The 20,548-nt window shown below is 69.7% G+C and carries 19 protein-coding genes; 10 read left to right on the top strand and 9 right to left on the bottom strand.

The features are described from left to right. Positions 1-14 precede the first annotated feature (14 nt). Together JTN19_RS00540 and JTN19_RS00545 are read left to right on the top strand one after the other, a co-directional pair. Positions 15-1,121, top strand: a complete 1,107-nt coding sequence (locus JTN19_RS00540) for a 5-methyltetrahydropteroyltriglutamate--homocysteine S-methyltransferase (RefSeq protein WP_206928930.1) — start codon at positions 15-17, stop codon at positions 1,119-1,121. Positions 1,122-1,183: 62 nt separating this feature from the next. After that, complete coding sequence (locus JTN19_RS00545; RefSeq protein ID WP_206928931.1) at positions 1,184-2,140, top strand: Bug family tripartite tricarboxylate transporter substrate binding protein; 957 nt, start codon at positions 1,184-1,186, stop codon at positions 2,138-2,140. 11 nt (positions 2,141-2,151) lie between these two features. Here JTN19_RS00545 and JTN19_RS00550 read toward each other — a convergent pair whose 3' ends face one another. The 3 genes from JTN19_RS00550 to JTN19_RS00560 are packed head-to-tail and all read right to left on the bottom strand — an operon-like array spanning position 2,152 to position 5,484. After that, positions 2,152-2,580, bottom strand: a complete 429-nt coding sequence (locus JTN19_RS00550; protein WP_206928933.1) for an acyl-CoA thioesterase — start codon at positions 2,578-2,580, stop codon at positions 2,152-2,154. After that, the gene (locus JTN19_RS00555) at positions 2,573-3,811 is read right to left on the bottom strand and encodes a thiolase family protein (RefSeq protein WP_206928935.1); all 1,239 of its coding nucleotides are present in this window, start codon (positions 3,809-3,811) and stop codon (positions 2,573-2,575) included. The genes JTN19_RS00550 and JTN19_RS00555 overlap by 8 nt, the downstream gene beginning before the upstream one ends. Beyond that, positions 3,808-5,484 (bottom strand): feruloyl-CoA synthase, encoded by a 1,677-nt coding sequence (locus JTN19_RS00560; protein WP_206928937.1) that lies wholly within the window; start codon positions 5,482-5,484, stop codon positions 3,808-3,810. The genes JTN19_RS00555 and JTN19_RS00560 overlap by 4 nt, the downstream gene beginning before the upstream one ends. A gap of 294 nt (positions 5,485-5,778) precedes the next feature. On the opposite strand from JTN19_RS00560, the gene JTN19_RS00565 reads away from it, so the two are divergent. From JTN19_RS00565 to JTN19_RS00575, 3 genes are read left to right on the top strand one after another with little or no spacing between them, the layout of a single operon-like run. Then, positions 5,779-6,282: a MarR family winged helix-turn-helix transcriptional regulator gene (locus JTN19_RS00565; RefSeq protein WP_206928947.1), complete on the top strand. Its 504-nt coding sequence runs from the start codon at positions 5,779-5,781 to the stop codon at positions 6,280-6,282. Next, the gene (locus JTN19_RS00570; RefSeq protein WP_206928949.1) at positions 6,279-7,067 is read left to right on the top strand and encodes a crotonase/enoyl-CoA hydratase family protein; all 789 of its coding nucleotides are present in this window, start codon (positions 6,279-6,281) and stop codon (positions 7,065-7,067) included. The genes JTN19_RS00565 and JTN19_RS00570 overlap by 4 nt, the downstream gene beginning before the upstream one ends. Before the next feature lie 2 nt (positions 7,068-7,069). Continuing rightward, on the top strand, positions 7,070-7,828 hold the full coding sequence (locus JTN19_RS00575; RefSeq protein WP_206928957.1) for an SDR family NAD(P)-dependent oxidoreductase: 759 nt from the start codon (positions 7,070-7,072) through the stop codon (positions 7,826-7,828). Between the two features lies 1 nt (position 7,829). Here the strand turns inward: JTN19_RS00575 and JTN19_RS00580 are convergent, their stop codons facing one another. Then, positions 7,830-8,762 carry a helix-turn-helix domain-containing protein gene (locus tag JTN19_RS00580; RefSeq protein ID WP_206928959.1) on the bottom strand — a complete coding sequence of 311 codons (933 nt, stop codon included), beginning with the start codon at positions 8,760-8,762 and terminating at the stop codon, positions 7,830-7,832. A gap of 137 nt (positions 8,763-8,899) precedes the next feature. On the opposite strand from JTN19_RS00580, the gene pobA reads away from it, so the two are divergent. Genes pobA through pcaG form a run of 3 tightly spaced genes read left to right on the top strand, consistent with a single transcriptional unit; the run spans position 8,900 to position 11,446 of the window. Further along, positions 8,900-10,072: a 4-hydroxybenzoate 3-monooxygenase gene (pobA, locus tag JTN19_RS00585; protein ID WP_206928961.1), complete on the top strand. Its 1,173-nt coding sequence runs from the start codon at positions 8,900-8,902 to the stop codon at positions 10,070-10,072. Between the two features lie 22 nt (positions 10,073-10,094). Beyond that, on the top strand, positions 10,095-10,844 hold the full coding sequence (pcaH, locus tag JTN19_RS00590; protein WP_242530730.1) for a protocatechuate 3,4-dioxygenase subunit beta: 750 nt from the start codon (positions 10,095-10,097) through the stop codon (positions 10,842-10,844). Then, complete coding sequence (pcaG, locus tag JTN19_RS00595) at positions 10,844-11,446, top strand: protocatechuate 3,4-dioxygenase subunit alpha (protein ID WP_206928963.1); 603 nt, start codon at positions 10,844-10,846, stop codon at positions 11,444-11,446. Before pcaH ends, pcaG begins: the two co-directional genes overlap by 1 nt. 6 nt (positions 11,447-11,452) lie before the next feature. On the opposite strand, the gene JTN19_RS00600 is transcribed toward pcaG, so the two are convergent. The 5 genes from JTN19_RS00600 to iolE are packed head-to-tail and all read right to left on the bottom strand — an operon-like array spanning position 11,453 to position 18,477. Then, positions 11,453-11,752, bottom strand: a complete 300-nt coding sequence (locus JTN19_RS00600; RefSeq protein ID WP_206928968.1) for a hypothetical protein — start codon at positions 11,750-11,752, stop codon at positions 11,453-11,455. A 2-nt stretch (positions 11,753-11,754) separates the two neighbouring features. Continuing rightward, entirely contained in the window at positions 11,755-14,403 is a 2,649-nt protein-coding gene (locus JTN19_RS00605; protein WP_206928969.1) for an MGH1-like glycoside hydrolase domain-containing protein, read from the bottom strand. Then, positions 14,400-16,388, bottom strand: a complete 1,989-nt coding sequence (locus JTN19_RS00610; RefSeq protein WP_242530741.1) for an amylo-alpha-1,6-glucosidase — start codon at positions 16,386-16,388, stop codon at positions 14,400-14,402. Before JTN19_RS00610 ends, JTN19_RS00605 begins: the two co-directional genes overlap by 4 nt. 23 nt (positions 16,389-16,411) lie before the next feature. Beyond that, complete coding sequence (locus JTN19_RS00615) at positions 16,412-17,584, bottom strand: calcium:proton antiporter (protein WP_206928971.1); 1,173 nt, start codon at positions 17,582-17,584, stop codon at positions 16,412-16,414. Beyond that, positions 17,581-18,477: a myo-inosose-2 dehydratase gene (gene iolE / locus JTN19_RS00620; RefSeq protein WP_206928973.1), complete on the bottom strand. Its 897-nt coding sequence runs from the start codon at positions 18,475-18,477 to the stop codon at positions 17,581-17,583. Before iolE ends, JTN19_RS00615 begins: the two co-directional genes overlap by 4 nt. Before the next feature lie 365 nt (positions 18,478-18,842). Here iolE and JTN19_RS00625 point away from each other — a divergent pair, with 365 nt between their 5' ends. Continuing rightward, complete coding sequence (locus JTN19_RS00625; protein WP_206928975.1) at positions 18,843-19,268, top strand: GlcG/HbpS family heme-binding protein; 426 nt, start codon at positions 18,843-18,845, stop codon at positions 19,266-19,268. Positions 19,269-19,299: 31 nt separating this feature from the next. After that, positions 19,300-20,526, top strand: coding sequence for an FG-GAP repeat domain-containing protein (locus JTN19_RS00630; protein ID WP_206928977.1), 1,227 nt, complete (start codon positions 19,300-19,302; stop codon positions 20,524-20,526). Positions 20,527-20,548: the final 22 nt, after the last annotated feature.

Consider the following 20,548-nt stretch of genomic DNA (forward strand, 5'->3'; position numbering starts at 1 on the left):
ATCTGGAATCGAGCATGACCGCCCTTCGCCCCTTCCGCGCCGACCATGTCGGCAGCCTGCTCCGCACCGGCACGCTCAAGGCCGCGCGCGAGGCGACCCTCGCCGGGCGCATGTCGGTCGCCGAGTTGCAGGAGGTGGAGGACCAGGAGATCGCGGCGCTCGTCGCGAAGCAGGAAGCGATCGGCCTTCACAGCGTCACTGATGGCGAGTTCCGCCGCGCCTATTGGCATTTCGACTTCCTGGAGCGCCTGCCCGGGGTTTCCTCCGAGGAGGGCGACAGCGGCATGAACTTCAAGGGCGGCGTGGGCGTGCCCAAGACCCTGCGCATCAATGACCGCGTGGGCTATGCGGCGCACCCCATGGTGGGGCATTTCCACTACCTCGCCACGCGCGCGCGGCAGACGCCCAAGATGACCATCCCGGGCCCCTCCATGCTGCACTACCGGGGCGGTCGGAAGATGATGGCCCCTGGCCTCTACCCGGACATGGCCGAATTCTACGCCGATGTGGGCCGTGCCTATGCCGGCGCGGTGGCGGACATGTATGCGGCGGGTTGCCGCTATCTCCAGCTCGACGACATCTCCTTCGCCTATCTCTGCGACCCGGCGCAGCGCGAGATGCTGCGCGAGCGTGGCGACGACCCGGAGCGCCAGCCCGACATCTATGCCGGCATGGTGGCCACCGCCCTGGCGGAGAAGCCCGCGGACCTGCTGATCACGATGCATCTCTGCCGGGGCAATTTCCGCTCCACTTTCATCGCCTCCGGTGGCTACGAGCCGGTGGCGGAGGTGCTGTTCAACGCCATGCCGGTGGATGGCTACTTCATGGAATGGGACACCGACCGCGCGGGCGGCTTCGAGCCGCTGCGCTTCCTGCCCAAGGGCAAGACGGTGGTGCTGGGCCTCGTCACCTCCAAGACGGGCACGCTGGAAAGCAAGGACGACATCAAGCGCCGCATCGAGGAGGCCGCGAAATTCGCGCCGCTCCATCAGCTCTGCCTCAGCCCGCAATGCGGCTTCGCCTCCACCCAGGAGGGCAACACCCTCGCGGAGGAGGAGCAGTGGCGGAAGCTTGAACTGATCGTCGAGGTGGCCCGGGAGGTCTGGGGCACCGCGGCCTGAACACCCGACAAGCAACAATCAAGGGAGACAGGGACATGACAAGGATCGGACGGCGGGGCGCCATGGCGCTCGGAACCACGGCGCTGGCCATGATGGCGCCGGGCGCGCGGGCGCAGACCGTGCCGCGCAATGCGCGAATGCTGGTGGGCTTCGCCGCCGGCGGCCCCACCGACCTGGTGGCCCGGCTCTATGCCGAGCGGCTGCGCCCCAACTACGCGCCGGCCACGCTGGTCGAGAACCGGCCGGGCGCCACGGGCCGCCTGGCGCTGGAGGCGGTCCGCACCGCCGAGCCCGACGGCGCCACCATGCTCATGTCGCCAGCAAGCGTGATGACGCTGCAGCCGCACATCTTCCCGCGCGAGGCGCGGCACGACGCGCTGACCGATTTCGTGCCGGTCTGCACCCTCTGCGAATTCGCCTTCGCCATCGCGGTGCCGGCCAGCCATCCGGCGCAGAGCTTCGCCGAACTCACCACCTGGCTGCGCGCCCAGACGGGGCCCGATGTCGCCTTCGGCTCGCCCGGCGCGGGCTCGGGCGGGCATTTCGTGGGGGACATGGTGGGCCGCGCGCTGGGCGTCACCATGAACCATGTGCCCTATCGCGGCGCCGCGCCGGCGGTGACGGATGCCGTCGCGGGCAACATCCCCATCGTGGTCACGGTGCTGTCGGACGTCATGCCGCACCATGGCCGCGGGCTGCGCATCCTGGCCATTTCCGGCCGCGAGCGCGTGTCGCGCCTGCCCGATGTGCCGACCATCGCCGAAAGCGGCTTCCGGGACCTGATCGTCACGGACTGGATGGGCCTGTTCCTGCCGGCCCGCACGCCCAACGCCATCGCGCTGTCGCTCTACAACACCGTCGCGGCGGCGGCGGCGACCCCCGAGGTCCGAAGCGCGCTGGACCGGCTGGAATTCCTGCCCATCATCACGCGCCCCGATGACTTCGCCGCGCGCATCGGGCGCGAACGGGAGAACTGGGCGCGCATCGTGCGCGAGAGCGGCTTCAGGCCGGAGACCTGACGCCGCTTGGGCTAGGCGAAGGCGGCCAGCACCTCCTCCGGAATGGGTGCGGAGCGGATGCGGCCCCCTTCGGCCTCGCGCACCGTCCAGACGCGGGTCTCGAAGCCTTCGACCCCCAGCGCCCCATCGGCCTTCAGCAGCCGGTGCGCCACGTCGAAGGAGGAACGGCGGAAGGCGGCGATGCGGCTTTCGATCACCACCTCGTCGCCATAGACGCCCGGGATGTGGAACTTGGCCCGCGTGTCCACCATCGGGATGCCCAATATGCCGAACTTCGCGATCCAGGCGATCTTGGGCATGCCCAGCGCGGCGTGGAACAGCGCCGCCGTCGAGGCATCGAACATGGCGAAGTAGCGCGGGTAGAAGACGATGCCGGCGGGGTCGCAATCACCCCACTCGATCGTCAGCGCGCGGCGGTTGACGAGGCGCGGTTCAGCCATGTCCATCGGGATTCTCCAGCAGCAGCGCGATGCCCTGCCCGCCGCCAATGCAGGCGGAGGCGATGCCATAGCGGGCACCGCGCCGCCGCATCTCGCGCGCCACGGTCACGCAGAGACGCACGCCCGTCGCGGCGAGCGGATGGCCGATGGCGATGACGCCGCCATTCACGTTCAGCCGCGCCTCATCCAGCTCCAGCTCCCGCGCGCAGGCCATGACCTGGGCGCCGAAGGCCTCGTTGATCTCCACCAGCGCGATCTTGTCGAGCGTGAGCCCCGTGCGCTCCAGCAGCGCGCGGATGGCGGGCACGGGGCCGATGCCCATGATCTCGGGCGGGCAGCCCACCGCGGTCGCCGCCACCAGCCGGGCGAGCGGCGCGCGGCCCTTGGCCTCCGCGCCCGAGGCGATGACGGCCGCCGCCGCCCCATCCACCACGGCCGAGGAATTGCCGCCCGTCTGCAGCCCGCCGAAGGCCGGGCGGATCTTCGCCAGCTGCTCCACCGGCGAGGGGCGCGGATGGGTGTCGGCCGCGACGCTCTCCACCTTGCGCGGCAGGTGGATGCCCCGGTCCTTCACGCCAGCGCGGGTGAAGGCCTCGTTCACCACGGGCACGACCTCGTCCTCGAAGAAGCCCGCCGCGCGCGCGGCCAGCGCACGCTCGAAGCTGCGGGCGGCATAGGCATCCACTTCCGCGCGGGTGAAGCCATGGCGCCGCGCCAGCTCCTCCGCCGTGCCGCCCATGGTCAGGCCGCAGGCGGGGTCCAGCAAGGCCTCCCACAGGAAGTCCTTGAACTCGACCGGCGCGCCGAGGCCGAAGCCGCCGCGATGGGTGAAGGCGGCAATGGGGTTGCGGCTCATGCTCTCCGCCCCGGCGGCGAGGGCGAAGCGCACGCCATGCCGTTCCACCGCCGTGGCCGCCTGGGTGATGGCCTCGATGCCGGTGCCGCAGACCCGCTGCACCAGCAGCGCCGGCACCTCGACCGGCACGCCGGCGTAGAGGCCGATGTGCCGCGGCAGCATGTAGGCGTCGAAGCTCGCCTGCGCGACGGAGCCTGCGACGACATAGCCGATCTCCGACCCGTCCAGCCCCGCCCTGGCCAGCGCCGCGCGCGCCGCCTTGATGCCGAGGTCAATGGGCGAGACGAGGCCGAGCGGCCCGCCCAGATCGGCGAAGGGGGTGCGGGCGCCGGCGAGCAGCCAGGCGTCCTCCCAGCTCGTGTGCAGGGCGGTCATGCGGGGTCTCCAACGATGATGACATGGGCGGGCGGGGTCTCGGCATAGAGATCCGCGACCAGCGCGGCGCGGCGCGCCAGCACCGCGCGCTGGTTGACCGAGGCCTTGTCGGTGATCTCGCCGGCCTCGATCGAAAGGGGGTCCATGAGCAGGGTGGCGCGGGCGATGCGCTGGCTGCTGGCGCTCGCCTCGGCCGCCAACGCCCGCAGCCGCTCCGAGAGGATGGCGCGCAGGGCGGGGTGGGTGCTCGGATGCTGGCCCTCGGGCACGAGCGACAGGATGGCTTCGGGCGCGGGCAGCAGGATGGCCGTGAGCATGTCGCGGTCGGGGGCGGCGATCACGGCATCCTTCACGAAGGGCGCCAGCGCCGCGATCAGGCGCTGGCGCAGCGGGCCAACACTGACCCAGGTGCCGGTTGAGAGCTTGAAATCCTCGTTGATGCGGCCGTCGAAGCGGAACCCCTTGTGCAGGTCATGCGGGTCGAGGGGCACCAGCGCATCGCCGAAGCGGTACCAGCCCTCCTCGTCGAAGGCCGCCTCCGTCGCCGCGGGGTTGCGCCAGTAGCCGGGCGTGATGGAGGGGCCGCGCACCCGCGCCTCCATCTTGTCGCCCACGGGCGCGAGCTTGAGCTCCACCCCCGGCACGGGCAGGCCGACCGCGCCGGATTCCGAGAATTCCTCGCGCACGCAGATGGCGAAGGGCGCCGTCTCGGTCGCGCCGAGGCCCGTGATCATGGGGATGCGTTCGCCGCGCGTGGCGAGCGCCAGCGCGTCCAGCTCATCCCAGATGTGCTGCGGCAGGCCGGCCGAGGAGTAGAACATCATCCGCAGGCGGGAGAAGAAGGTCTCGCGCAGCGTCGCATCCTCCTTCAACGCCTGCACCAGCTCGCTGAAGCCGAGCGGCACGTTGAAGTGGATGTGCGTCGCGATCTCGCGCAGGTTCCGCAGGGATTCGGCGTAGCGCCCGGGCGTGGGCCGCCCGTCATCCATGTAGAGCGAACCGCCATTGTAGAGCACGAGGCCCAGATTGTGGTTGCCGCCGAAGGTGTGGTGCCAGGGCAGCCAGTCCAGCAGCACCGGCGGCTCCTCAGCGAGGAAGGGAAAGGCCTCGCGCAGCATCTGCTGGTTGGAGCAGATCATGCGCTGGGTGTTGATGACACCCTTGGGCATGCCGGTGGAGCCGGAGGTGAAGAGGATCTTGGCCGGTGCGTCCGGGTCCATCGCCGCGGCCGCCGCCTCCACCGCGGGGGCGGGCGTCGTCGAGAGCAGCTCCGCGAAGAGGGTGGCGGGGCGCCCCTCGGGCGGGTTGCGCGAGACGATGAGGCCCGCTTCGGCCGGGCACGCGGCGGCGATGGCGTCCGCGAAGCGCCGCCCGTCCTCGGCGAAGACGATGGCGGGCCCGACCAGCTCCAGGCAGTGGCGCAGCTTGGCGAAATCCTTGGCCACGAGGGCGTAGGAGGGCGAGATGGGCGCGACCAGCACGCCCACATGCAGCGCGGCCAAGGTCAGCACCGCCTGGTCCAGGCAGTTCGCCGACAGGATCGCGACGGGCCGCTCCACCGAGGCGCCGCGGTCGAGCAACGCCTGCCCCACCGCCCGCACGGCCTGGAGCATCTGCCCATAGGTGATGCGCCGCCAGGCACCGCCCGCGGTCGGGTCGCGCCGGGCGATCAAGGTGCGCGGTCAGGGTCTTTCGCCGCCCATTGCTCCAGGCTTTCGGTGAGGCGGCGCGGGTAGGCGCCGAGGGCGCGCCGGGGCGTCACCATGAGGGCGCCATCCGGGCGCCGCTCGATCGAGACCGGCCCTGGCCCCAGCCGTGGCCGGTGCGGCGCTGTGAACGGGTCCCCTGCCCCCTGAACGTCGGACATCGCTTCCCTCCGGCAGCCTGACGGTGCCTGTGTGTTATATTCTATAATTATATCTCATAACACCATTGCCAAGGGGAGAGGCGCGCTGCATATCGAGGTCATGTCACGAACGCCGAACCAGGACCCGACCGCGCCCTCCGCCGCCGTCGAGGAGGATGACGCACCGGTCGCGGGGGGTGCCGCGAAGGGCCCCCTCGATGACCGGCTGGGCTTCTGGCTGCGCCTCGCGCAGATGACCGCCTTCGACATGTTCAACCAGGCCATGTCGCCACTCAGCCTGACACCGGGCCGCCTCGGCGCCCTGCTGCTGATCGAAGCCGGGACGGCGCGGCGGCAGACCGACCTGGCGGAGGCGCTGCGGGTGAAGCCGCCGAACATGGCGGTGCTGCTGGGCGGGCTGGAGCAGGAGGGCCTCATTCGTCGCGTGGAGGATGCCCGCAACAGGCGCGCCAACATCCTGCGCCTGACGCCGGCGGGCCGGGCCCTGCTGCGCAAGGCGCGTGAGCGCGAGGTCGCCATGGAGGCGGAACTCGCCTCCGGCCTGGACGCGACGGAACGCGCCGCGCTGATCCAGGCGCTGCGCCGCATTGCGGAGAGACGATGACGCAGGAGCTTGTCACCCTCGAAATGGCGGGGAATGTGGCGCTGCTCGGGCTGAACCGGCCCGCGAAGCGCAACGCCATCAGCGATGCGCTGCTGGCGGCCCTCGAAATGCGCCTGGCCGAGGCGCAGCGGGCCGCGCGGGCCATCATCCTGCACGGGCACGGCCCGTGCTTCTGCGCAGGGCTCGATTTGTCGGAGCATCGCGCCCGCACGGCGGAGGAGGTGTTCCACCACTCCCGGGGCTGGCACCGCGTGTTCCGCACCCTGCGCGAAGGTCCCATCCCCGTCATCGCGGCCGTGCATGGGGCCTGCGTGGGCGGCGGGCTGGAACTCGCGGCCGCCTGCCATATCCGCGTGGCCGACGCGACCGCGGTCTTCGCCCTGCCCGAGGGCACGCGCGGCATCTTCGTGGGCGGCGGTGCCACGGTGCATGTCGCGCGCCTCATCGGCGCGGCGCGGATGACGGACATGATGCTGACAGGCCGCACGCTGGACGCCGCCGCGGCCGAACGCGCGGGCCTCATCACCTATCTGGAGCCGGCCGGCGAGGCCCTGGCTCGCGCGCGCGCGGTGGCGACCCAGGTGGCGCAGGCGGCGCCGCTGACCGTCGCCGGCGTGCTGCACGCCCTGCCCCGCATCCAGGACATGTCGGAATCCGACGGCCTCTTCGTGGAGAGCCTCATGGCCGCGCTGGCGCAGACCGCGCCCGAGGCCGAGCGCCGCCTGGCCGCCTTCCTGGACAAGCGGGCCCCCAAGGCCATCCAACCCTTGCCTTCCGGAGACTGAGCATGGAGATTTCGGGCGCATCGGCCATCGTCAGCGGCGGGGGCTCCGGCCTGGGCGCGGCCACCGCCGAGGCCTTGGCGCAGGCGGGGGCGAAGGTGGTGGTGCTGGACATTGACGCGGCCAAGGCCGAGGCGGTGGCCGCGCGCATCGGCGGCGTCGCCATTGCGGGTGATGTCGCGGAGGAAGCCATCGTGGCCGCCGCGGTGGAGACCGCATCGCTGCTCGCACCGCTGCGCGTCGTGGTGGCCTGCGCCGGCATCGCGCCGGCCGCGCGCATCGCGGGCCGTGGCGGTCCCCATGACCTGGCGCTGTTCGAGCGCGTGATTCGCGTGAACCTCATCGGCACCTTCAACCTGATGCGTGTGGCGGCCTCCCGCATGACCGCCAATGAACCACTGGCCGATGGCGAACGCGGGCTGATCATCTGCACGGCCTCGGTCGCCGCCTATGAGGGCCAAGTGGGCCAGGCGGCCTATGCGGCGTCAAAGGGCGGCATCGTGGCGCTGACCCTGCCGGCGGCGCGGGAGTTGGCGCGCTTCGGCGTCCGCGTCGTCACCATCGCGCCGGGCCTGATCCATACACCGTTGATGGACACGCTGACGCCCGAGGCACGCGAGGCCCTCTCACGGCAGCCGCTGTTTCCGCAGCGCCTGGGCAAGCCCGCCGAGTTCGGCGCGCTGGTGCTGACCATCGCGGCCAACCCGCTGCTGAACGGGGAGACCATCCGCCTGGACGGCGCGCTGCGGCTGCCGCCCGCGTGACCTAGTCCGCCCCCAGCGCCTTGCGCCGGGCCTTGCGGAAGGCGCTGGGCGACATGCCCGCATGCTTGGTGAAGAAGCGGCTGAAATAGGCCTCGTCGGAAAAGCCCAGCTCATAGGCGATCTGCGCGATGGGCTGGGTGGAATAGGTAAGTTCGCGCTTGCACTCGATGATGCGGCGGTCATGCAGGATGCGCAGCGGCGACTTGCCGACGGCCCGCATCGTCACCGCATAAAGCTGGCCACGGCTCATGCCGAGCTGGCTGGCGATCTCGTCGATGCTCTCCTGCCGGCGGAAGTTGCGTTCCACATGCTCGCGGAAGCGGCGGAAGCCCGTGGCCCCCTGGTTGCCGAGCGTCTCGGCCAGTTCCGACAAGGTGCGCGTGCGGAGGATGGCGACGAGAAGCAGCACCAGATGCGCCTGCAGCGCGGCGGTGACGCCGGTGCGCGGCAGGTCATGCTCGCGCGCGATGGCGCGCATGGTGGCGGGCATGGAGATGGCGATCTCCTCCTCACCCCGTGCCGCGCCGAGGACGGGCCGCAGCAGCAACTGCGCGAGGCGCTCGCCTTCCGGCACGCCCGCGATGCTGCCCGCCACCACGTCATCCGAGACGGTCAGCACATGGCCCTCCGTGCCCGTGTCGAAGCGGAAGCCATGCACGGCGGCCGACGGCATCCAGACGAACCAGGGGGCCGTGAAATCCACCTTCTCGCCCTCGACCTCCAGCGTGCCGCCGCCCTCCTGCACCAGCACGCATTGCGCCAGGTTCTCGTGGCGATGGACCAGGATCTCCCAGTCATGGGCGGGCGCGCGGGAGGAGATGGTCTCGATGTGGACATAGCCGCCCGAAGCCTGCCCCGCCGCCGCGCCGTAGAGACCGAAAACAGGGATGCGGTAGAGGCGCCCGGCCGGGGAAGGCCTCTCGGTTCTGGGCATGGATCGCTCGCAAATGTCCAAGTCTTGCGTCGTTTCAAGCCTACATCCGCGGCCGGGCTTCCACTAGTGAAAATCAAGGCGCGGCAAGGGCCAGGGCGATCCCTGACCGGGGCGCGAAGGGGGAGGGCAGGACGCGGATGCGGCACCAGGTGATCATCATTGGCGCCGGCCCTTCCGGCCTTCTGCTGGGTGCGCTGCTGCACCAGGCCGGGATCGACACGCTGATCCTGGAACGCCAGTCCCGCGACCATGTGCTGGGCCGCATCCGCGCCGGCGTGCTGGAGGACGGGACCGTCGGCCTGCTGCGAAGGGCGGGCATCGCCGGGCGGCTCGAACGCGAGGGGCTGGTGCATGACGGCTTCGCGCTGAACTTCGCGGGCCGCCACCTGCGGATCGACATCCGTGAACTCACCAATGGCCGCAGCGTCACGGTGTATGGGCAGACGGAGGTGACGCGGGACCTGATGGACCACCGCGCCGCCCTCGGCGCGCCCATCATCTTCGGCGCGCGCGATGTGGCACTGCACGGCTTCGACGGACCCAGCCCCCACGTCAGCTGGACCGAGGACGGCCAGGCGCGACAGGCCGCCTGCGACTTCATCGCGGGCTGCGACGGCTATCATGGCGCGAGCCGCGCGAGCGTGCCCGCCGGCGCGATCGAGACCTTCGAGCGCGTCTATCCCTTCGGCTGGCTGGGTGTGCTGGCCGATGTGCCGCCCTGCTCACATGAATTGATCTATGCGGGGCATGAACGCGGCTTCGCGCTCTGCTCCATGCGCTCCGCCACGCGCAGCCGCTACTACGTGCAGTGCCGCGCCGATGACGACCCCGCCCGCTGGACCGACGACATGTTCTGGGACGAGCTGCGCCGGCGCCTCGACCCCGCCGCGGCCGCGCAGGTGGTGACCGGCCCGCCCATCGAGAAATCCATCGCCCCGCTCCGCAGCTTCGTGGCCGAGCCGATGCGCTTCGGCCGCCTCTTCCTGGCGGGCGATGCCGCGCACATCGTTCCGCCCACCGGCGCCAAGGGGCTGAACCTCGCCGCCGGCGACGTGCATTATCTGTCCGAGGCGCTGGTCGAGTACTATCAGGACCGGTCGGAGGCCGGCATCAATGCCTATTCCGCCAGGGCGCTGGAGCGCGTGTGGAAGGCCGAGCGTTTCTCCTGGTCCCTGACCACGCTGCTGCACCGCTTCGACACCAGCACCCCCTTCGAGCGCCGCATGCAGGATGCCGAATTCGCGCTGCTCGCCTCGTCCGAGTCGGCGCGGCGCGTGCTGGCCGAGAACTATGTGGGCCTGCCCTACTGAAGCCAGAGGAGGAAACGACGCCATGCCCCCGGAACAGATGCCACCGCCGCCACTCGGCGGCTTCATGGCCCGCAACCGCGCGGCCCAGCCCGCGGCCCTCCACCCGCCCTACAAGACCAGCGTGTGGCGTTCGCCGCGCGCGCCGCTGCTCTCCTTCCCCTCCTCGCTCAGCGAGGAGACGGGGCCGGTCTTCGGCCAATCCCTGCTGGGACCGCTGGACGCGGACCTGCTCAGCAATTTCGCCGCCCCCGGCGAAACCGCCATCGGCCCGCGCATCATCGTGCATGGCCGCGTGGTGGATGAGGGCGGGCGCGGCGTGCCCGGCGCGCTGGTGGAGGTGTGGCAGGCCAATGCCGGCGGGCGCTATCGGCACGCGAAGGAAGGCTACCTGGCGCCGCTCGACCCGAATTTCGGCGGCTGCGGCCGCTGCCTGACCGATGCGGAAGGCCATTACAGCTTCCGCACCGTCATGCCCGGCCCCTATCCCTGGCCCAATGGCGGCAATGACTGGCGGCCGGCGCATATCCATCTGTCGCTGTTCGGCCCTTCCTTCGCGCAGCGCCTCATCACGCAGATGTATTTCGAGGGCGACCCGCTGATTCCACTCTGCCCCATCCTGGGCGCCGTGACGGACGCGGCGGCGCTGCAACGCCTCGTCGCCACGCTCGACATGCAGGCGACGATCCCGATGGACAGCCGCGCCTTCCGCTTCGACATCGTGCTGCGCGGCCGCCGCCAATCCGTCTTCGAGAACCGCAAGGAGGGGCTGTGATGCCGCCTTTCATCGAGACCGCCTCGCAGACGGCGGGGCCCTATGTGCATATCGGCTGCACGCCCAATGTGTGCGGCATCGCGATGTATGGCGGGGACCTGGGCGCCGTGATGAAGACCGGGCCGGTGCGCGGCGAGGAGATCACCCTCACCGGCGCGGTGCATGACGGCATGGGGGCCGTGCTGAAGGATGCCCTGGTGGAAATCTGGCAGGCCGATGCGGCCGGCCTGTTCAACACGCCCCACGAGCGCCGCGGCCAGGCGGACCCGAACTTCACCGGCTTCGGCCGCTCGGCCGGCGACATGAACACGGGGGAATTCACCTTCCACACCGTGAAGCCCGGCCGCGTGCCCTGGCCCGATGGGCGGCTCCAAGCGCCGCATGTCAGCGTCTGGGTGGTGGCGCGTGGCATCAATATCGGCCTGCAAACCCGCCTTTATTTCGCCGATGAGGAGGCCGCGAACGCCGAGGACCCCATCCTGTCACGCATCGAGCACCGCGCCCGGGCGGAGACGCTGATCGCGCGGCGCTCGGGGCCGAGGGCCTACCGCTTCGACATCCACCTCCAGGGCCCGAAGGAGACCGTCTTCCTGGACATTTGAAGGCGTTCAGGTCGCGCTCAACACCGCCAGGAGCAGGGTGGCCGCCCAGCGGGCCAGGGCGGCATGGAATGGCGGGCCGGCGTAGCGCGCGGCGCTACGCCAGACGCCGACCAGCGTCAGCAAATTGTAGGGCAGCGACATTCCGTACCCGACCAGGTAGGCCGCCAGTATCTGGCCTTCCTTGAACAGCAGAAAGAAGCCGATGGTGGTGGTGATGTTCACCACCAGCGCGCCGATCACGGCCCAGTTCCAGAAGGCGACATCGAGCGGCGCTTCGCCGCGCCAGAGGCGCAGGGCGGCGCGCACCCTCAGCCCTTCCCGCGCTTCGCCAGCTCCTCGATGAGGATGGAGACGAGGCCCGTCCAGCCCGTCTGGTGCGAGGCGCCGATGCCCGCGCCATTGTCGCCGTGGAAATACTCGTAGAACAGGATGTTGTCGCGCCAGTGCGGATCGGACTGGAAGCGCTCGGTGCCGCCGTAGAGGGGGCGGCGGCCATCGGGGCCGGGCTCGAAGATGGAGACCAGGCGGCGGCTGATCTCATCCGCCACCTCGGCCAGCGTCATCATCACGCCGGAGCCGGTGGGGCATTCCACCTGGAAGCGATCGCCGTAATGTTCGTGGAAGCGGCGCAGGCTCTGCACCGCCAGCATGTTCACCGGCATCCAGATCGGGCCGCGCCAATTGGAGTTGCCGCCGAACATGCCGCTGCTGGATTCCGCGGGCTCGTAGGCATCCACCAGCGTCTCGCCATCCACCTGCAGCGCATAGGGGTGGTCGCGGTGGCGCTGCGAGATGGAGCGGATGCCGTGGGGGGAGAGGAATTCCTCCTCGTCCAGCATGACGGAGAGGATGCGCCGCAGCCGGTCCTCGCTGAGGAAGGAGAGCAGGATGGTCTGGTCGAGCCCGTCATGCGTCTCGCTCGCCTGCTCCAGCAATTCGGGCTGGCGGCGGAGGAACCAGCGCAGCCGGTCGCGGAACACATCCTCGAAATCATCCTCCAGCGCCGGGATATCAATGGAGGAGACGGGCAGCAGCGGCGTAAGCCCGACCAGCGAGCGCACCTTCAGCTTCTGGTACTGCCCGTGCCGCAGCGCCACGTCGAAGTAGAACCCCTCCTCCTCATCCCAGAGATCCAGCGCGCCATCGGTCTGGCGCGTCAGGTGGTTCATGGCGTCGGCGATGTAGAGGTAGTGCTGGAGGAACTTCACCCCGATCTCGATATAGACCTTGTCGTGCTTGGCGAGCTCGATCGCCATCTCCATCAGGATGAGGGCGCAGAACCCCATCCAGGACGTCGCATCGGCCTGGTAGAGGCGGAAGCCCTGGCGTTCGGCCGCGGTGCGGTCAATGACGCCGATATTGTCCATCCCCAGGAAGCCGCCCTGGAAGAGGTTGTTGTTGTCCGCGTCCTTGCGGTTCACCCACCAGGTGAAGTTCATCAGCGAGCGCTGGAAGATGCGCTCCAGGAAGGGCACGTCGCCCATGCCGGTCTGGGCGAGTTCGCGCTTGTAGATCTCCCAGGCGGCCCAGGGGCCGACGGGCGGGTTCACATCCTCGAAGGCCCATTCATAGGCGGGCACCTGGCCGGTGGGCGACATGTAGAATTCGCGCGTCAGCAGGCGCAGTTGCCCCTTGGCGAAACCCGGGTCCACCTGGGCCAGCACGACGCAGTGGAAGGCCATGTCCCAGCTCGCGAACCAGGGATATTCCCACTTGTCGGGCATGGAGAGCACGTCTTCGGCGTAGAAGTGCCGCCATTGCGCGTTGCGGCCGGTGGCGCGCTCGGGCGGAGGCGGGTAGCGGTCGCCCTTCAGCCATTCCTCGACGACGTAGTGGTAGAACTGCTTGCTCCAGAGCATGCCGGCCTGGGCCTGGCGCATGATGGCGCGGCGTTCGGGCGAGACGTTCGTGGGCAGCACCTCGTCATAGAAGGCATCGGCCTCGGCGGCACGGGCGGCGAAGGTGGCGTCGAAATCCGCCCCCAGCGTGGTCGCGGCGGCGTCATGGGTGAGGCGCAGGCGCAGGGTCCAGCTTTCGCCGGGGGCGAGGGTGCGGCGGTGCAGGGAGGCGGCCTTGGTGCCCTCGCCCGCGGGGTTCACCGCGCCGGCATCGCCATGCACCACGAAGTCGTGGAAGGCGTCCTTGGGGTGGGCCGGCCCGCCCTCGGCGCCGAAGAGGCGATGGATGTTGGTTTCGTTGTCGCAGAACAACAGGCGCTCGGCGCCTTCCGCGACCAGGCGCATGAGGCCGAGCGCGGGGTGGCTGGCCTCCACCACGCCCTCCGCTACGGCGCGCAGCACCGGCTTCTCGCTGCCTTCCGCCCAGCTCCAGGTGTTGCGGAACCACAGCGTGGGCAGCAGCGTGATCTCGTGCGGATCAGGCCCGCGGTTGGTGACGGTGATGCGGGCGAGGATGTCGGCCACCCCGCGCTTGGCATAGGCGATCTCGACGTCGAAATACCGGTCCTCGTCGAAGAGGCCGGTATCAATCAGCTCGTATTCGGGGGCCTTCGGGTCGGTGGCCTTGCGGCGGGCGTTCTCGGCCACCAGGTCGCCATAGGGGAAGGCACGGTGCGGATACTTGTAGAGCATCCGCATATGGCTGTGGGTCGGCGTGTTGTCCTGGTAAAAGTAGTATTCCTTCACGTCCTCGCCGTGGTTGCCTTCGCTGTTGGTCAGGCCGAACAGGCGTTCCTTCAGGATGGGGTCGGCGCCGTTCCACAGCGCCAGGGCAAAGCACAGCCGCTGCTTGCTGTCCGAGATGCCGCCCAGCCCGTCCTCGCCCCAGCGATAGGTGCGGGAGCGCGCGTGGTCATGCGGGAAATACTCCCAGGCATTGCCATAGGGGCTGAAATCCTCACGGACCGTCCCCCATTGGCGTTCGCTGAGATAGGGGCCCCAGAGGGCCCAATCCTCCTGGCCCGAATCGCGGCTCTTGATGCGCTCGGCTTCGCTCATGGCCTGGCCTTCCCTGTCTCGTCTTGGGCTTCCACCAGCGCCCAGGCGCGCAGCGCCTCGGCCACGGACCAGGCCTGAGCGATGCAGCCGCGCGGGGCGTGGGGTGGGTCGCCTTCATAGATCTCGTTCAGCGTGCCGAGGCCCTGGCGTCGTGTCTCACGCCCCATGGCTTCCAGCCGCAGCCGCGCCACCTCCACGCTGCCGCCAGCGGCCAGGTGCGCCTCGATGAAGGGGCCGGCCAGCCAGCCCCAGACCGGCCCCTGGTGGTAGCCGCCATCGCGCGAGGCCGAATCCCCGCCATAGCTGCCGCGATAATCCGGGTGCGCGGGGTCGAGGCTGCGCAACCCGCAGGGGCCCAACAGCGCGCGCTCACAGACGGCAAGCACCGCCAGCCGCCGGTCCAGCGGCAGCAGTTCGGGCCGCAGGCTCGCGGCGAGGATCTGGTTGGGCCGCAGCGTGGCGTCATGGCCGTCGGGCCCGTCCAGCACGTCGAAGCAATGGCCGGCCGCGGGGTTCCAGAAGCGCGCGAAGCCCTCTCGCGCCGTGTGGGCGAGGCCGGCGTAGAGGCTGGCATCGCGCCCCAGCCGCGCCAGGCTCTCGGCCATCACGCGGAGCGCGTTGTACCACAGCGCATTCACCTCGACGGGCTTGCCGATGCGCGGCGTGATCTCGCGGCCATTCACCCGCGCGTCCATCCAGGTGAGCTGCACGCCCGGCTCCCCCGCGCGCAGCAGGCCATCGGCCGGGTCCACCGCGATGCCGTAGCGCGTGCCGCGGCGGTGCCAGGCGATGATCTCTTCCATCACCGGCAGCAGGGCCAGCAGGGTGGCGTCGTCGCGCGTGGCGGCGTGGTATTTGCGGATGGCGTCGAAGAACCAGAGCGTCGCGTCCACCGTGTTGTATTCGGGCGTCTCGCCGCCATCGGGGAAGCGGTTGGGCAGCATGCCCTGGTCCACGAAGCCCGCGAAGGTGAGCAGGACGGAGCGCGCGATCTCCGGCCTTCCGGTCGCGAGGGTCAGCCCGGGCAGGCTGATCATGGTGTCGCGGCCCCAGTCGGCGAACCAATGGTAGCCCGCGATGACGGAATGCCCCGCCCGCCCCTCGGCATCCTGGCGCGCGATGATGAATTGGTCGGCCGCCAGCACCAGTTGCCGCACCCAGTCGGGCGCCGTGGGATGGAGGCTGGCGAAACGGGCGAGCAGCCCCGCCTCGCGCGCGCGGGCGCGGTCGAGCGCGGTGGCATCGGGCGCGGCCGGCGCGCTGGCGGAGAGCACCACCTGCGCGCGGCCACCCGGCGTCAGCGTCAGCGTGAAGCTGGCCGCGTGGTGATGGTCCTGGCGGTCCTGCAGGCCGCGCTCGCGCTCGCGCGGCAGGTCGAAGCCGCGGAACCAGCCGGTGCCGGGATGGGCCTCGGCGCCCTCGGCCGCGATGTGCAGCGGCGTGGCGCCGGGGAAGGCCAGCACGCGCGCCGTGCCGTCGCCCAGCGAAACGTCGGGCTGCCAGGAATCGGCCGATGTGCGGGAATGGTGGTCGCGGTGGTCCACCAGGGCCTTCAGCGTCAGCCGCACCGGCCCGGCGCCTCGCACCAGGCGGTACTCCACGCGGGTGATGTTGCGGCCGGCCTCCATCCACACGCGCTTTTCCAGCACCTCGCCGCCACAGGCGAAGCGCCAGCACGGGATGGTGCCCTCCAGCCGGAAGCTGTCGAGGAAGCGGTATCCCTGGGGTGAGGTCGCGCCGCCGGACCAGTTCAGCGTGGCGAGCTCGTGGCGGCCCGACGCGCCCTCCATTTCCTCCAGCAGGGCGGCGGCGAGCAGGGTGCGGGCGGGGTGGGGTTCGAGTGCGGCCACCAGCAGCCCGTGATAGCCGCGCGTAGGAGCGCCGGAGACCGTGCCCGAGGCATAGCCGCCGATGCCATTGGTGACGAGCCATTCGCGCGACAGCGCAGCACCTTGATCACCGCAGATGTCACGCCCGAGGATCATCGCCGTCACATCCGCCTCCCGCGTCAGGGCACCAGCACGAGCATGAGGTAGATGCCGAAAAGGGCCAGGTGCACCGCCCCCTTCAGCATGTCGGTCTTGGCGGTGCCGAAGGTGAGGCCCGCCGTGACCAGCGTCAGCACCAGCATGATCATGTGCGCCTCATCCAGGCCCAGCACGATGTCATGCCCGATGAAATGCCCCACCAGCAGCACCGCCGGCACCGTCATGCCGATGGTGGACAGCGAGGAGCCGAGCAGGATGTTCACCGAACGCTGCAGGTGGTTGGCCCAGGCGGCGCGCAGCGCGGCCATGCCCTCGGGTGCGAGGATCAGCACCGCGATGATGACGCCCGTCATCTGCACCGGCACGCCCAGCGCGCGGTCCACGCGGTCCAGCGCCTCGGCCATGTCATGCGCGAGCAGGGCCACGGGGATGATGGTCAGAACCAGGAAGAGGGCATGGCGCGCCACCTTCACGCGGCTGGCGCGAGGTGTGGCCGCCTCTTCCGGCGCGGGGCCGCGATGGCCGCCCGTCACCTCCGCCGCCGCCTCCGCGAAGAAGGAGCGGTGGCGGCTGGTCTGCAAGGCGAGGAACACGCCGTAGAGGAACAGCGTGATGACGCCCAGCGTTGCCGCCTGCGCGAAGGAGAGCGTGGCGTCCGGCGTGGAGGTGGTGAAGTTGGGCAGCACCATCGCGCAGATGGCCAGCGGCGTGAGCACCACGAGGAAGGAGCGCGCGCCTTCCAGGTTGTAGATCTGCTGCCGGTGGCGGAACCCGCCCAGCAGCAGCGCGGCGCCCAGCAGCCCGTTCACGATGATCATGACCACGGCGAACATGGTGTCGCGCGCGAGCGTGGGCTCGCTGTCGCCCACCAGCATGACGGAGAGGATCAGCGCCACCTCGACCGTGACGGCCGAGAGCGTCAGCACCAGCGTGCCCAGCGGCTCGCCCAGTTCATGCGCCACCGCCTCCGCGTGGCGCATCACGCCGATGGCGCCCCAGAGGATGGTGGTGAAGAGCACCACGACGATGATGAAGGACTGGCCCAGCCCCGTATGGCTGTGCGCGTCATGGCCCATCAGCGTCATCGCCAGGAACACCGCCCAGGCGACGCCCATCGGGCCGAATTGCTGCATACCGGTGAAATGGGGGGCGCCATGCGCCACCCCATGGGCTTCCGGGGAGGTGAGGCTCAAAACCCGATGATCCCGCGCAGATATTCCCGCGCCTTGCGCGCGTGGTCGAGCGGGTTGGCGCGGGCCGGGTCCTGTTCGGCCTCCACCACCAGCCAGCCGGAGAAATCGGCGTCGGCCAGGGTTTGCAGGATGGGGCGGAAATCAATGGCGCCATCGCCGGGCACGGTGAAGGCACCCTCCATGATAGATTCCTGGAAGCTGAGGCTGCCCGCGGTCCCGCGCGCGATCACGTCGGGGCGGATGTCCTTCAGGTGCGCGTGGCGAATGCGCTTCGCATGGGCGCGGGCCATCTCCAGCGGGTCATCGCCCGACCAGGCCAGGTGGCCGGTGTCCAGCAGCAGGTGGACGCAGGAAGGGTCGGTGGCCGCCATCAGCCGGTCCACCTCGGCCCGCGTCTGCACGCCCGTGCCCATGTGGTGGTGGTAGCAGAGTTGCATGCCCCGCGCCTTGGCCATGGCGCCGAGCTTGTTCAGCCCCGCCACCAGGGAATCCCATTGCGCGTCGGTGAAGATGGGCTTGTTCGCCAGCGGCGTGACGGGCTGCTGGTGCACCGCGCCGCCGAGTTCGGCCACCACCACATCGGTGCCGCCCATCTCCTGCATGAAGTCCATCTGGGCGATGAAATTGTCCACCGTCCGCTGTTCCATGTTGCGGGCGGTGAAGAGGGTGCTGACCCAGGGCTCGCTGACGCGCAGGCCGCGGCGGGCGAGTTCGGCCTTCAGCACCGCGCGGTCCTTGGGGAAGTTGTGGCCGATGGAGCAGCCCTCATAGCCCGCCAGCGCCATCTCGCTCATGACCTGGCCCCAGCTCGTGTCATGGCCGAGCAGCGGGAAATCATCATTGGTCCAGCAGGTGGGCGTGATGCCCAGCATCACCTTGTCACGTTGGAACATCTTTTCGCTTCCCCCCCGGGACATCCGCCCGCACGTTTCCGCCAGCCCTGTGGCGTGGGTTGGAACAGGAAACAAGTCTCGCACGCAAGAATTGACGACAGATTGATGCTGACCCGCGCCATGCCATCATCCCGCCCGCGAAACCAAGGATTCCTGACGCCCCGCCAGGGGCAGGATGCACGCGGCCAAGTTGCGTCGCAAGAAGCTTGCGCGCCTTCCGACCCCGCTTTCGCTTGACACCTGAGGGTGAGGGCCATGACCATCCGGCCACCAGGGAAAGCGGACGGCGCGCGCACGCGAATCACCTTCCGTTAAAGACCTTTGCGTCAAGAAGCACCGTAGTTCACGAGACAGGGAATCGTCCTTTGAGCATCGTCAAACGCAGCATAGACGCGGCCCTCGCCCAACGGCTGGTGGATGCCGCCATCGAGGTCGCCCGCGCGGGCGGCAAGCCCATGTGCATCGCCATCATGAACGAGGCGCGGCAGCTCAAGGCCTATCACGCCATGGACGGCGCGCCCTTCGTCTCGGAGGACATCGCAATCAACAAGGCCTGGACCGTCGCCTCCTTCGGCATCCCCACCCATGCCTGGTGGGATTTCATCAAGGAGGACGGGCCCCTGCTGCACGGCGTGGTGCACACGCCGCGCGTGGTTGTCTATGGCGGCGGCTATCCCATCATGGAGGACGGCCAGATGATCGGCGCCATCGGCGTGTCGGGCGGGCACTACACGGACGACATGGGGGTGGCGCGCGGCGCGCTCGAAGCCCTCGGCCTGCCGGTCGGCTGACCCCCTTCCCTCTCGCGCGGAAAGCACCCCCATGGGCTCCAACATCACCCTGCCCAAGTTCGAACAGGTCGTCGTCGAGGACGGGCTGAAGGACGGCTATTGGATCGACGCCGTGGACATCAACGGCGACGGCAAGCCCGATTTGATCGTCTCCGGCCTCGCGATCGGCGAGGTGGCCTGGTACGAAAATCCCGGCTGGCAAAAGCGCATCATCGGTCAGTTCCAGAAGCCCGTGGCGCTCGACCACGCGGACCTGACGGGCAATGGCAAGCCCGATTTCATCATCTGCCACGACTACGGCGAGTGCATGTTCCATTGCCGCGATGGCGACGGGAAGATCTCCTGGCTGCAGAACCCGGCCGACCCCTCGGCCGAGGGCCATTGGGCCACGCACCCCATCGCACCTCTGATGGCCACGCACCGCCTGCGCCTCGGCCATTTCACCCGAACCGACCGGCTGGAACTCATGGCCCTGCCCGTGGTGGGGCCGCAGGGCGGGCTGACGGGCGTCCACGCGCCGGTGCGCGTGATGCTCTACCCCGTGCCCGAGCAGCCGGCCCAGCCCGAAGGCTGGGAGGGCACGCTGGTGGACGAGGTCTCCTTCCGCATCATCCATGACGTGCAGGTGGGCAAGTTCCGCCCGGGCTCGGACCTCGACAGCGTGATCCTCTCCAGCGAGGAGGGCGTCACCTGGTTCTATTACGACGGCGCCGCCTGGCAGAAGCGCCACATCGGCACCGGCGAGACGGAGGAGGTGGGGCTGACCGGCTTCCTCGGCACCGGCAATGCCGCGACGGGCCGCATCGGGAACGACCCCCAGGCCTATGTCGCGACCATGGAGCCGTTCCACGGCAACGTCGTGGCCGTCTATGTGAAGGAGCCCGGCTCCACGCTCGAATCCGGCCCCTGGACGCGGCATGTGCTGGACGTCTTCGGCGACCCGAACGAGGTGGGCGAAGGCGCGGGCCACCATGTCGTCTGCGCCGATTTCGACGGCGATGGAGATGACGAATTCCTGGTGGCGCTGCGCGGGCCGCGGCCGTGGCAGGGCGTGTTCTACTACAAATGCGTGGACCTGCAGAAGGCGCTCTTCGTGAAGCAGCGCGTCTCCTGGTCCTCCGCCGCCCGCATCACCGTGGCCGACTTCGACGGCGATGGGCGGCCGGATTTCGCGACCACCGGCTACTACACGCCGGGCTACTTCCTGGCGGAAAATCCCCAGGTGCTGGTCTTCCTGAACCGGACGGGGGACGCCTGAGGCGTCCCCACCCACAGGCCCG

The organism is Roseococcus thiosulfatophilus, assembly GCF_017311575.1.
GTDB lineage: Bacteria > Pseudomonadota > Alphaproteobacteria > Acetobacterales > Acetobacteraceae > Roseococcus > Roseococcus thiosulfatophilus.

What these genes read in the sequence shown, in the direction of transcription:
- JTN19_RS00540 (WP_206928930.1), top strand. Translation starts at nt 15, where the DNA reads ATGACCGCCCTTCGCCCCTTCCGCGCCGACCATGTCGGCAGCCTGCTC.
- JTN19_RS00545 (WP_206928931.1), top strand. Translation starts at nt 1,184, where the DNA reads ATGGCGCTCGGAACCACGGCGCTGGCCATGATGGCGCCGGGCGCGCGG.
- JTN19_RS00550 (WP_206928933.1), bottom strand. Translation starts at nt 2,580, where the DNA reads ATGGCTGAACCGCGCCTCGTCAACCGCCGCGCGCTGACGATCGAGTGG.
- JTN19_RS00555 (WP_206928935.1), bottom strand. Translation starts at nt 3,811, where the DNA reads ATGACCGCCCTGCACACGAGCTGGGAGGACGCCTGGCTGCTCGCCGGC.
- JTN19_RS00565 (WP_206928947.1), top strand. Translation starts at nt 5,779, where the DNA reads ATGTCACGAACGCCGAACCAGGACCCGACCGCGCCCTCCGCCGCCGTC.
- JTN19_RS00570 (WP_206928949.1), top strand. Translation starts at nt 6,279, where the DNA reads ATGACGCAGGAGCTTGTCACCCTCGAAATGGCGGGGAATGTGGCGCTG.
- JTN19_RS00575 (WP_206928957.1), top strand. Translation starts at nt 7,070, where the DNA reads ATGGAGATTTCGGGCGCATCGGCCATCGTCAGCGGCGGGGGCTCCGGC.
- JTN19_RS00580 (WP_206928959.1), bottom strand. Translation starts at nt 8,762, where the DNA reads ATGCCCAGAACCGAGAGGCCTTCCCCGGCCGGGCGCCTCTACCGCATC.
- pobA (WP_206928961.1), top strand. Translation starts at nt 8,900, where the DNA reads ATGCGGCACCAGGTGATCATCATTGGCGCCGGCCCTTCCGGCCTTCTG.
- pcaH (WP_242530730.1), top strand. Translation starts at nt 10,095, where the DNA reads ATGCCCCCGGAACAGATGCCACCGCCGCCACTCGGCGGCTTCATGGCC.
- pcaG (WP_206928963.1), top strand. Translation starts at nt 10,844, where the DNA reads ATGCCGCCTTTCATCGAGACCGCCTCGCAGACGGCGGGGCCCTATGTG.
- JTN19_RS00605 (WP_206928969.1), bottom strand. Translation starts at nt 14,403, where the DNA reads ATGAGCGAAGCCGAGCGCATCAAGAGCCGCGATTCGGGCCAGGAGGAT.
- JTN19_RS00610 (WP_242530741.1), bottom strand. Translation starts at nt 16,388, where the DNA reads ATGATCCTCGGGCGTGACATCTGCGGTGATCAAGGTGCTGCGCTGTCG.
- iolE (WP_206928973.1), bottom strand. Translation starts at nt 18,477, where the DNA reads ATGTTCCAACGTGACAAGGTGATGCTGGGCATCACGCCCACCTGCTGG.
- JTN19_RS00630 (WP_206928977.1), top strand. Translation starts at nt 19,300, where the DNA reads ATGGGCTCCAACATCACCCTGCCCAAGTTCGAACAGGTCGTCGTCGAG.